Here is an 11,446-nt window from a genome sequence, read left to right as displayed (position 1 = left end):
CAAAAAGGAACTTCTTTTGAATTATCAACCATCACAAAGGCATAGAAATTCACTTTTACACACTCGTTTCATCTGCATTTCTTTTTCATCAATAGTATTTTGTCTATACAGTTCAATTTCGCATTTTTTTTCATATTTTTCTTTGTTTTTCTAAAAATGTGCTTACTTTTGCAAATAATTAAATAACAAAACAGACTATTCTACTATATAAAAACTATATGAAAAGAAAACTAACGCTGTTATTAACTTGCTTATTAGCAAGCATTAGCCTGACAATTGCCCAAACCTCTAAAAAGGTAACAGGCATTGTCTTCTCCGAGGAAGACAATCAACCTGTCATAGGGGCATCTGTTGTAATTAAAGGTACATCTATCGGAACTACCACTGACCTTGATGGAAAGTTCGTGATTAGTAATGTACCAAGTTCATCAAGAACTTGGTAATCATTAGTCCATTCCTTCTATTTTCGTCTTTAATTCTACTTTTTATTGTTCCTCTTTCTCCCTATCTCCTTCCTTTTCCATAGGATCCTTAACCAGTTTTTTGGAGGTATGAAATCGAATTTCAATATCTATATGGCAGTCATTATCCACCGTGCAGTCTATATCTGCTGAATCGTCAACAATTAGATTTAAAACATGACACAACACTTCGGGAAATCCGGGAATAAATTCAGACTTTCCAATGATACAAGCAGAATAATTATGAATAGTTGTCCAATCGGGGATAGGACTCTGACCGTCAAATTTACATTTACACATACGTCCTATTGAAGAGCGCGAACAATTCGAATGGTTCGCCACATATCTTTCCGGAATATTATTCAACTGTTCTATCTTAAAAATACGATCCACCACCGCTTTCTTCACATCGTCGTCACTATGACGGACACCGGTTGTTTTACTCTGTTTATCTCTACTTTTTACTTTAAATTTCTTGCTTTCCTTTTTCATAATTTATTTTTATATTATTCCACAAAAGTCCGATATTTCTTTTAACATTTGTGTTCAAGCATGACACATTCGTTCTTATTCCATGAATAAATTTAAATATGGATAGATTTGGAGGTACCCATTTTCTACCCAACTGACATAATCAAAAAAAACAGGTCGAATCTTTTAATGCATCGACTCATTCAAGCATGACACATTCGTATCCATTCTTTTTTTATGCGTCAAGCTTGGACAACCTTTACGCAACTCATCTTCTACCTTTGCCACCGTAATCAAAAATAAACCGAATAAAAAAATGACTGAAATCAAAAAGAATCATTCACTTCAACGGATACGGCTTATGAAGCAGGCCGCTGTCATCCGGCAAAGTAATGGCATGAGCCGACACGATGCACTCGTCACGGCTCACCGGATAGGAAAGCTTATCCGACAAATGCATCACGGAAACGTCTGTTTCCGATATACCAAGCAGGATGGAACCATCCGTCGTGCCACCGGCACACTCATCGGCTACGAACATAGTTTCCGCCGCCCGTACACACCGAAACCGGAGAACACATTTGTCGTCTATTACGACATCGATGCCAAAGGCTGGCGCACCTTTCATGCTGAAAATTTTCTGGATATCGAAGTGGAATGAATCTACAGGAAAAAAGGATGAACCTGCAAGAACGAAAAGAGTGGGAAGCTCTTTGCAGACAGTATAATGTAGACTCCCTGCAAGAAGCGATTCAAGGTTGCCGAGAAGAATTAGAATTTCTCATTCACTGTGCCGAACGGCTCGAACCTCCTACAGAGCAAGATGAAGACAGCAAGAAACGCCGTTTAACACATACAAGAAACGCCGCTTTTCCACACTAGGAAGCGCCGTTTAACAGATGCAGGAAACGCCGTTTCTCCTTGCCAAATTCAGAGAAGCGACTATTTTTTAACAGAGTATAATTTTATTAACATTTATCAGTATCAAGTATGGAAAATTGGAGATTTATTGAAGAAAACCCCGACTATATGATTTCAGATCATGGGCGGGTATTGAGTTTCAAGGGCAAATCGAAGTTAATTCTTTGCACTAAAATCATCGGAACCGGTTATGAAACGGTATCACTCCTGAATAAAGGAATTTGTACCGATTACAACGTCCACCGCTTAATTGCCAAAGCATTTATTCCGAACCCGAAACATCTGCCGCAAATAAACCACCTTGACGGAAACACAATGAACAACCACGTGTCAAACCTTGAATGGTGCGATGCATACACCAACACGATGCACGCCATCCGCACAGGATTACGCCCCACCGGAACAGGTTCCCGTAAAGCTCCCTGCGCCGTAACGGATGCGAAAGGAATCATTTTACGTGCCTACCCGTCTATGAAAGAAATGGGCAGAGAGGAACGCCTGAAACCGTCACACCAACACTGGCTCATCCTGCAACTGAAACATCCGGATCGTGTATGGCTACATAACCTACGTGCAAGGCAACATCGGGGAAACGATTTCATGAAAGTTCCCTTTGCCAATTCATCGGCTTTATCACAACTGCCTGTCTTTTTAAACTCATTGGCAATAACGGATACGGCTGTACCACCGATTCACGCTCCCTTCACTCCGGTGCACCACTCGGTGACAAAGCAATATTACCGTCAACTGTCTGCAGAGGAGGCTGCCGCCTTCGGATTCACCTCCCCTACTATACGCAAACAAGAAAGGAGGATTTCACAATGAGAGACACCATCATCATCCATTGTTCCGCCACTCGTGCGGGACAGGATTTTACCGCTGCCGACATCGACCGCTGGCATCGTCAACGCGGCTTCCGTTCTATCGGTTATCACTTCGTCGTCCGTCTCGACGGCACGGTTGAACCGGGAAGGGATGTTGCCCTCGACGGAGCACATTGCACGGGATGGAATCATCGGTCTATCGGTATCTGCTACATTGGCGGACTGGACAGGAACGGTCGGCCTGCCGACACACGAACGGAAGCGCAGCGTGAAGCACTTGTCCGGCTGGTAGAAGATTTGCGCCTTGTCTTCCCTTCTCTGCAACAGGTGATAGGACATCGGGACACCAGTCCCGACCTTAATGGAGACGGTATTATCTCACCGAACGAGTATATAAAATCCTGCCCCTGCTTCGATGTAAAAGCGGAGTTTATTCAATAATTATCAGTTATTTATTATCAATTATTTACAATCAGTAATTTATCATCATGGCCCGCATTTCCAAACCCGGATTAGATTATTTTCCCCTCGATGTCAATTTTCTGCAGGACAGAAAAGTACGCCGCATCTCCTGTCGCCACCATGCGGCAGGGATTGCTGCGCTCACTTCACTGCTTTGCCTCATTTATAAAGAGAAAGGTTATTATATTTCGTGGAACAAAGACACGCTCTTCGACATCGCCCAGGAAGCGTGTTGCGAGGAGGAGGAAATGCAGGCCATCATTGATGATTGCCTGGCGGTGGGGCTGTTCGACAATCTTATATATAAGGAGTACGGTGTATTGACCTCACAGGCCATTCAGGAACAATATCATAAAATCATCACCGACAGCCGGAGAAAATACAAATTACCTCTGGAACATTTCTGGCTTATCGAGGAAGATTTTAAAGATGTAACAGAATCCCATGATTTTGCTACAACAATGCCACAAACAAAAGAGGAAACGGATACAGATATCAAAGGTAAACAGGAAATGGATATGGAAAATGAGAGCAAATCTGAAATCAAAAAAGACAAAGAGACAGAGAGACAAGGAAAATGCGAAAAAAAGAATGAGAGGATAATGCCGCCCGTTCCGTCAAACAGCGTTTTTCAGGCTTCGCCTGTCGTTGTAGAGGGTTTGTCTTTGGATAAATCGATTGGAAGAGAAAAAACGGAATCTACTGCGGAGACGGTTTCTGAAACAATTTCTGAAACAGCTCCGGGAACAGCTCCGGGAACAGTCTTAGAAACAGCTCCGAAAACGATTTCGGAAGGGATGCAAACGGGAGGGGGATCGGAAGCTATACTTCTACTAAATATGCAAACAATCGGTATCCGGAACGAACAGACAGTGAAAGCGATTGCCGCCCTTGCCCGACGTAAAGAACTGGGAGGTCCCGGCGGGATTTTATGGAAAATCCTTAGTTCCCAATACCGCCCTACCCTACTCAAAAAGAACGAACCGGGTGATTACATTCTTTGGGCGCTCAATCATCCGACGGAATTTGAAAACACATACAACGGGACACTGAAAAAGCTAATCAGGGGAAGATAAACCGGGAAAAAGTCTGAATATAAAAACGAAACATGCCATCATCATTCGTTTATATCATAAATTCAGGCAAAGAAAGATAGAAAACCAAGAACTATCGCTTCTTATCATACAAGGAAAAGGCCTCGACTTGTAGAGCCAGTATTTGTAACTCGAGAAACCAAAGAATAAAGTAAATCATAAAAAAGGAAGAAAAAGAACCTATCAATTTGTTATTCTAAAAAAGATTTGTACCTTTGTGGTACAAATTACCCCCCCTTAGTTGAGAAATACTAAGGCTGACCCATCAATTAAAGATGGGTTTTTTTTATATATAACGCTATGGAAGACAAAAAGAAAGTAATAGTCTATGTAGACGGTTTTAATTTCTATTACGGGCTGAAGTCTAAAAAATGGAAAATGTGTTATTGGCTGGATTTAGTCAGCTTCTTTAATAGTTTTCTAAAGTCCTATCAAGAATTGGTAGAAGTCAATTATTTTTCAGCTCGTCCAACAGATGCAGGCAAACACGATAGGCAAGATAAACTATTTCAAGCAAACAAATGTAACCCTAAATTTAACTTGATATTGGGTAAATACCTCAAAAAAGAGATTAAATGCCGTTATTGTGGTGGTATCATTCATTCTTTTGAAGAAAAAGAGACAGATGTACGAATAGCTACAAAGATTCTGTCGGACGCCTATAAAAAGCGCTGTGACATTGCTATCATTGTATCAGCAGACAGCGATTTAATACCACCTGTAGAGCTGATAAGAGAATTTAACCCGTTACAAAAGGTCTATGTATATTTTCCTCCTAACAGATATTCATCTAATTTATCGAACCTAAGTGATGGCACACGTAAACTTGATGGCGCTTTTAATATATTCAAGAAACATATATTGCCCCAAAAAGTGCAGCTACCAAACGGATATGTAATAGAACGCCCGGATGAGTGGAAATAAGATTTTAGTTCGACCTATCTTGCCGTTCAAGGCACGAAAAGCTGTCTTCGAGAAATTGAAAGATATCGCCGATGTAGCTTCTATGTCTCCGGAAGACAGGGAGCGATACGACAATAGCGTCAAGGTGTACCGCGATTATTTGGTGACAATGGATGCAGCTGAACAAAAAGGGATGAAAGAAGGCGCCCAAAAAGCCCAACTACAAATAGCCCGGAACATGAAAGCCAAAGGGATAGACAACCAATCTATTGCCGAATGTACTGATTTACCTTTAAGCATGATCGAAGAGTTATAGAGTAATTAGACAAAAGAAGTTAAAAGCACTCATCAATCCACAATCAGCCACCCTCTCTTGCAAATATATTTGTTATTTTTGCGGAGTAATAACATTATTACGTTCCAAAACAGATATTTGGGGCATAGCTCTAAAGGAGACATTAATTATGGGAAACAGTTTAAAAAAACAGAAAGAAGCTTCATTGGCTGCTAACAACACCAAAAAGAGCAAAGGTGAGAGACTTGGATGGAAATCAATAAGCGAATATAAAACTGTGTCTCTCAAAAAAATTGTCGGAAACGGGAATCGTGTAAACGAAACAAATATTCCTGTAAATACAAGTATAAGACTTGTACCGTAATGCTGGATAATATAAGGCCTTATAAGATGATATTTATTCAAAAAGCGTCACCAAATGTTGGTGACGCTTTTGATTTTGCATATATTTATAAATTCTACTCAAACAGAAAAGATATCTGTCAAAGACTAAAATACATTGTCAGGGTTGAAGTTACCAATGATATTTTTGCCATCAAGTTTTATGCTGCCAGAGACAAAAAGCTCGATAATAAATATAACCGAATTCTCAAAATGCACAACTATACAGAAACTCTACGTATATTTATGACTTGTGCCAGCATTGTCCCTCTCATTTTACAAGAATTCCCACTAGCTTCATTTGTGATAAATGGTGCTCAAAGTTTAGATTTAGAATCTAACAAAATAGAAGGAAGAGCCAACAATCAAAGGTTCAGATTATACAAAAACATGGCTACCCAATTATTTGGTAAAAAACGTTTTGAACATTACGAATTTATAGAAATCAGTTCTTACCTGATGGTAAACAAAAAAGAGTGTTCTGATATAGAGAGAAAAAAAGACAGAATTAAAGAAACCCTTCTTAACCTATATGACATAGACAGCTAAAACAAAAGAGGTGAGTTCCCCTTCACAGGGTAGCCCACCTCTTTCTCTTCATACACAAACATTCAAATGATCAGGTACCAGATGTTAGTCAATGTAACGGATGCCATCCATTTTAAACATACCTCCCTACATACGGCCGCCACCCAAAGCCTGATACAACGTAATCACACCCTGAATTTCGGTAAAGCGGTTCGCCACTTGTGACAGTTGCGCGTTGAGCAACGTCTGTTGTGCCGTCAGCACTTCCAGATAAGTGGTGTTGCCATGCTTCATCAACAGGCTTGTGCTCTTGGCGGCTGTTTGCAAAGAGGCTACCTGCTTGTCATAGTAGTCGGCTTTCTCGCGAGCAGTCTGATACTGTACCAGTGCCTCGTTCACTTCCACACCTGCATTCAGCAAGGTTTGCTCAAAGCTAAGGCGGGCTTCCTCCTGTTGGGCTTTCGCTATTTTCAGTTGGGCGATGTTGGCGCCTTTATTAAATAGAGGCTGCGTCAGAGAAGCTACGGCGGAAGCCAGAAACTTACCCGGATTGACAATCATGCTACCCGCACTGTTGGTCCAGCCTGCGCTGCCACTCAACGTGATGGAAGGATAGAAAGCGGCACGGGCGGCATTTGTGGTGTAGAAAGCCTGCGCCAACGAGAATTCTGCGCTACGCACATCGGGACGGTTGGAAAGCATCTGCAAGGGAACACCTACGGAGAAGTTTTCCGGCAACTGCTGGTTTCCCAGTTTGCCACGCTGTATCTCATGGGGAGTTTCAGCCAGCAACAACGCCAGTGAATTTTCCGCCTGATTGATTTGTTCTTTCAGGTCGAGCACGGTGGTACATATATTATAATAAGTAGCCTCCGTCTGCGCCAGTCCCGCCTCGTTCACCATACCGGCTTTTTTCATGGCACGGGTGGCGTTCACGCTTTCCTTCCACGCAGCTTCGGTGGCAACGGCTATCTCATATTGCGAATCGAGCATCAACAAAGTGTAATAGGTGTTGGCAACGGATGCCACCAATTGTGTCTTTACGGCTTGTTCATATTCCTTGCTCTGCTCGTAAGCAGCTTTCGCACGACGTTTTGCGGTGGTCACTTTTCCGAAAATATCCAGTTCCCACGAAGCGGTCACGGGCAGAGAGTAAGTCTGCGTCGCCTTTCCACGGTCGAAGCTGCTGGCAGCTCCTTCCGGCGCAAGGAATAAAGAAGGCAGATAAGACAGTTTGGACGTCAGCAAGGTAGCTTCCGCTTCTTTCACACGCAAGTGGGCAGTCTGCATATCCGTGTTGCGCACGAGTGCCGAATCAATCAGGTTTTGCAAAGACGGATCGGTAAAGACCTCCTGCCACGAGAGGTTGCCGAAGTTTGCCGTATCGGCGGCGGCAACTGATTCGCTACCGTAAAGTCCTTCGGGGACTTCCGATACCGGTTTGTATTTATTATAGATACCGCAACTGCTCAAAACGAGTGTTGCTGCGGACAGAATTATTATTTTTCTCATTCAACTATAAATTTATGATATAAACTAATGAGGAGGACAGATTCACTGTATCCTAATTAAATGCTTATTTTATCTTTCAGACAGAAGAACAAAAGAACAAATATTGAAGTCATTGTCAACGTTCTATTACAATGATTGTATTCATTATATCAACTAAGTATTTTTGCATACTCATCTTATATTATCAGGCACGGATTACGCGGATTACATGGTTCCTCGAATGATGGCTGTTATTAAGCAACTTTCTAATCTGTACCTGAATTTATGATATAAACTAATGATGGTGATATACTTATATTAATTACATCGATTATATGATTACATTAATTATATGACTACACCGACTTTATCTTTTGTACTTATGTTCTTCTGTCTAAAAATCAGAATTACTCTTTTCCAGCCCTGGACTTTTCTTCCTCGCTCACTTTGATTTCCTCTTCAATCTGCCAATCATGCGTAGGGGCACTCTGTACGGGACGGAGACGTTCCTGCAACCATTGGAAAGCAATGAACAAAGTCGGCACGATGAAAAGCAGTGCCAGCGTACCGATAGTCATACCGCCAACTACTCCCGTACCCAATGAACGGTTACCGTTAGCTCCTACTCCACTAGACATCATCAGCGGGAACAGACCGAAAATCATCGTCAAAGCCGTCATCAGAATCGGGCGCAGACGGGCTTTGGCTGCACTGACAGCAGAAGCAATCAGTCCCATACCGGCCTTACGGCGTTCGGCAGCATATTCCGTCAGCAAGATAGCCGTTTTTGCCAGCAAGCCGATCAACATAATCAGACCCGTTTGCAGGTAAATATTATTCTCCAGTCCGAACATCCGGGCGAAAAGGAAGCTACCCATCAATCCGCAAGGCACACTCAAAAGAACGGCGAACGGAATAATGAAGCTCTCGTAGAGCGCGCTTAGAATGAGGTAAATCATCAGAAAGCAGATACCGAAAATAATCATCGTCGTGCCGCTTTGCTGGTTTTCCTCACGGGTGATACCTCCGTAGTCATAGCCGTAACCTTTCGGAAGAGACTGTTCCGCCGTTTCCTGCACAGCCTTGATCGCATCTCCCGTACTGTATCCATCAGCCGGCATCGCGTTCACCGCAATGGAGTTATACATATTGAAACGGCTCAACGACTCGGCACCATAGCTGCGGGTCAGTGTAACGAACTGGCTCAACGGAGCCATCTCACCATTGGACATACGCACAAAAGCGTTGTCGAGCGAAGTCTCGTCCAGACGGAACATCGGATCGGCCTGAATCATAACGCGGTACACTTTAGAGAAACGGTTGAAGTTGGACACATACTGACCACCGTAGTAGCCGGACAGCGTACTCAACACAGCGTCGGGCGTGATACCTGCACGCTTGCATTTAGCCGCATCCACCTCTACCGTCCATTGCGGATAGCGCACGTCGAACGTCGAATAAGCCATTGCTATTTCAGGCCGTTGGTTCAACGCGCCCAAATATTGCTGGGTAGTGGTAAAGAACTCATTGATATCACCGCCCATCTTGTCCTGCATGTGGAGCTCGAGCGCATTACCCATACCGTAGCCCGGAATCATACCCGGTGAGATGGCGAACACACTGGCATCTTTAATATCGGCCGTAAGGGCATACACCTGTCCGATCACCGACTGCACATTATCCGCGTCATCCGGTCGTTCGTCCCACGGCTTCAACTTAAGAATCAACATTCCGAACGAACTTCCTTGTCCGGCCAGCAAACCGTAACCGGCCACTTTCTGCACGTGCTTCAGTTGGGGAATCGCCATCAGGCGTTTTTCGATGCGTTCCATCACCTCATCCGTCGTTGTGAGCGAACTGCCTGCCGCCGTACTTACATTGACGAAAATCACCCCCTGATCCTCGTCGGGCACCAGACTGGTCTTTGTCGTATTCATCAGGAACACAAGCAACACTACGGAACAAGCCAGCAGCGACCATGTGAGCCATCTGCGCTTGATAAAGAGCAATACAATCGTCTTATATTTATCCACCATCACATCGAAAGCCGAATTGAAAGACTTACGGAAACGTGCCGCAAAGTTGTTCTTCTGCGTTCCGTCTTCATTGATGTAAGGCTTGAGCAGCAATGCGCACAAAGCCGGACTCAAGGTCAACGCATTGATAGCCGAAATACCTACTGCCACCGCCATCGTCAACCCGAACTGTGTATAAAACGTACCGGAAGTGCCGCCCATAAAGGACACCGGAATAAATACCGCCATAAACACCAGTGAAGAAGTGATAACAGCATTACTGATACCTTTCATCGCGTCGATACTTGCCATATAGGACGACCTGTACCCCACATCGAACCGCGCCTGCACCGCCTCGACGACAATAATGGCATCATCCACCACCGTACCGATCACCAGCACGAGCGCAAACAGTGTCAGCAGGTTGATACTGAATCCAGCTATCGCCATGAAAGCGAACGTACCTACCAGAGACACAACGATTCCGACCAAAGGAATCAATGTGGAACGGAAGTCCTGCAAGAAAACGTACACCACAAGGATCACGAGGATAATTGCCTCGATCAACGTCTTCACCACCTCATGAATGGAAGCGAACAGGAAGTCGTTGGAGCTCATCATCTGTGTCAGCTCCACTCCTTTCGGAAGATCCTTGCGTGCCTCATCGAGAAATTTGTCGATGTTCTGGTTTACTTCCGTCGCATTGGAACCTGCCGTCTGGAACACCATACAAGACACACCCGGATGGCCGTCCATACCACCGTGGTAAGCGTAGCTGTCCTGTCCCAGTTGTACGTCGGCAATATCTTTCAGTTTCAACACCTCGCCAGTATCGCTAGAACGGATGACGATGTCGCCAAATTCTTCGGGAGTAATCAGACGTCCCTTGTACTTCATCGTATATTGGTACGTTTCATTCGAGTTCTCGCCAAACGAACCGGTTGCCGATTCGATATTCTGCTCGGCAAGCACGCCGGTGATGTCGGACGGAATCAGTTTGTACTGTGCCATCAGATCCGGCTTCATCCATACACGCATACTATATTCACCACCCATAATCATCATATCGCCCACACCGGAGATGCGGAGAATCTGTGGTTTCAGGTTGATGCTGATATAGTTGGACAGGAAGTTCTCGTCATAACTCTCGTCCGGACTGGACAAGGAGAACATCTGCAAGATACTCGTCTGCCGCTTGGAAGTGGTCACACCGACTTGGGTTACTTCCGCCGGAAGCTGTCCCGTAGCACGCGACACACGGTTTTGCACGTTGACAGCCGCCATATCAGGATCGGTGCCCTGCTTAAAATAGACGGTGATGCTCACCGAACCGGCATTGGTGGCGGAAGATGTCATGTAGGTCATGTCCTCCACCCCATTGATCGCCTCTTCCAAAGGCGCGATTACACTCTTCTGCAACGTTTCCGCACTGGCACCATAATAGGTGGTACTCACCATAATGGTAGGCGGAGCAATATCGGGGTACTGCTCAACAGGCAGACTGAACAGCCCGATGATACCCACTACAACAATCGTAATAGAAATGACTGCCGATAATACGGGGCGTTCTATAAAGGTTCTTAAATTCATGAATGATTCC

12 protein-coding genes and 1 pseudogene are annotated in these 11,446 nt (G+C 44.2%); 10 read left to right on the top strand and 3 right to left on the bottom strand.

Annotation, left to right across the window (positions count from 1 at the left end; genetic code table 11):
* Nucleotides 1-218: 218 nt before the first annotated feature.
* Nucleotides 219-443 carry a carboxypeptidase-like regulatory domain-containing protein gene (locus tag BXY_RS06415; RefSeq protein WP_134993515.1) on the top strand — a complete coding sequence of 75 codons (225 nt, stop codon included), beginning with the start codon at nucleotides 219-221 and terminating at the stop codon, nucleotides 441-443.
* A gap of 42 nt (nucleotides 444-485) precedes the next feature.
* On the opposite strand, the gene BXY_RS06410 is transcribed toward BXY_RS06415, so the two are convergent.
* Nucleotides 486-953 (bottom strand): hypothetical protein, encoded by a 468-nt coding sequence (locus BXY_RS06410; protein ID WP_008770760.1) that lies wholly within the window; start codon nucleotides 951-953, stop codon nucleotides 486-488.
* 295 nt (nucleotides 954-1,248) lie between these two features.
* Between BXY_RS06410 and BXY_RS06405 the strand changes: the two genes are divergently transcribed.
* The 9 genes and pseudogenes from BXY_RS06405 (at nucleotide 1,249) to BXY_RS06365 (ending at nucleotide 6,361) form a co-directional block, all read left to right on the top strand.
* Nucleotides 1,249-1,593, top strand: a complete 345-nt coding sequence (locus BXY_RS06405; RefSeq protein ID WP_008770759.1) for an SH3 beta-barrel fold-containing protein — start codon at nucleotides 1,249-1,251, stop codon at nucleotides 1,591-1,593.
* Nucleotides 1,590-1,814 (top strand): hypothetical protein, encoded by a 225-nt coding sequence (locus tag BXY_RS06400; protein ID WP_015531489.1) that lies wholly within the window; start codon nucleotides 1,590-1,592, stop codon nucleotides 1,812-1,814. The genes BXY_RS06405 and BXY_RS06400 overlap by 4 nt, the downstream gene beginning before the upstream one ends.
* A gap of 108 nt (nucleotides 1,815-1,922) precedes the next feature.
* Nucleotides 1,923-2,678, top strand: a complete 756-nt coding sequence (locus BXY_RS06395) for an HNH endonuclease (RefSeq protein ID WP_015531488.1) — start codon at nucleotides 1,923-1,925, stop codon at nucleotides 2,676-2,678.
* Nucleotides 2,675-3,118, top strand: coding sequence for an N-acetylmuramoyl-L-alanine amidase (locus BXY_RS06390; protein ID WP_009038703.1), 444 nt, complete (start codon nucleotides 2,675-2,677; stop codon nucleotides 3,116-3,118). The genes BXY_RS06395 and BXY_RS06390 overlap by 4 nt, the downstream gene beginning before the upstream one ends.
* A 47-nt stretch (nucleotides 3,119-3,165) precedes the next feature.
* On the top strand, nucleotides 3,166-4,215 hold the full coding sequence (locus BXY_RS06385) for a DUF4373 domain-containing protein (RefSeq protein ID WP_015531487.1): 1,050 nt from the start codon (nucleotides 3,166-3,168) through the stop codon (nucleotides 4,213-4,215).
* Nucleotides 4,216-4,533: 318 nt separating this feature from the next.
* Nucleotides 4,534-5,157: an NYN domain-containing protein gene (locus tag BXY_RS06380; protein WP_015531486.1), complete on the top strand. Its 624-nt coding sequence runs from the start codon at nucleotides 4,534-4,536 to the stop codon at nucleotides 5,155-5,157.
* Nucleotides 5,158-5,176: 19 nt separating this feature from the next.
* Nucleotides 5,177-5,452: pseudogene (locus BXY_RS06375) on the top strand (hypothetical protein); the annotation flags it as partial.
* Nucleotides 5,453-5,600: 148 nt separating this feature from the next.
* Nucleotides 5,601-5,795: a hypothetical protein gene (locus BXY_RS06370; RefSeq protein ID WP_004317307.1), complete on the top strand. Its 195-nt coding sequence runs from the start codon at nucleotides 5,601-5,603 to the stop codon at nucleotides 5,793-5,795.
* A gap of 26 nt (nucleotides 5,796-5,821) precedes the next feature.
* Nucleotides 5,822-6,361, top strand: coding sequence for a hypothetical protein (locus tag BXY_RS06365; RefSeq protein ID WP_229096981.1), 540 nt, complete (start codon nucleotides 5,822-5,824; stop codon nucleotides 6,359-6,361).
* Nucleotides 6,362-6,487: 126 nt separating this feature from the next.
* On the opposite strand, the gene BXY_RS06360 is transcribed toward BXY_RS06365, so the two are convergent.
* A complete protein-coding gene (locus BXY_RS06360; protein ID WP_009038708.1) occupies nucleotides 6,488-7,852 on the bottom strand; it encodes a TolC family protein in 1,365 nt (454 codons plus the stop codon).
* A gap of 386 nt (nucleotides 7,853-8,238) precedes the next feature.
* A complete protein-coding gene (locus tag BXY_RS06355; RefSeq protein WP_015531483.1) occupies nucleotides 8,239-11,436 on the bottom strand; it encodes an efflux RND transporter permease subunit in 3,198 nt (1,065 codons plus the stop codon).
* Between the last annotated feature and the right edge of the window lie 10 nt (nucleotides 11,437-11,446).

The organism is Bacteroides xylanisolvens XB1A (assembly GCF_000210075.1).
GTDB classification, from domain to species: Bacteria; Bacteroidota; Bacteroidia; order Bacteroidales; family Bacteroidaceae; genus Bacteroides; species Bacteroides xylanisolvens.
Note: the sequence above shows the minus strand (reverse complement) of the source record. Positions and strands in the feature narration are given on the sequence as shown.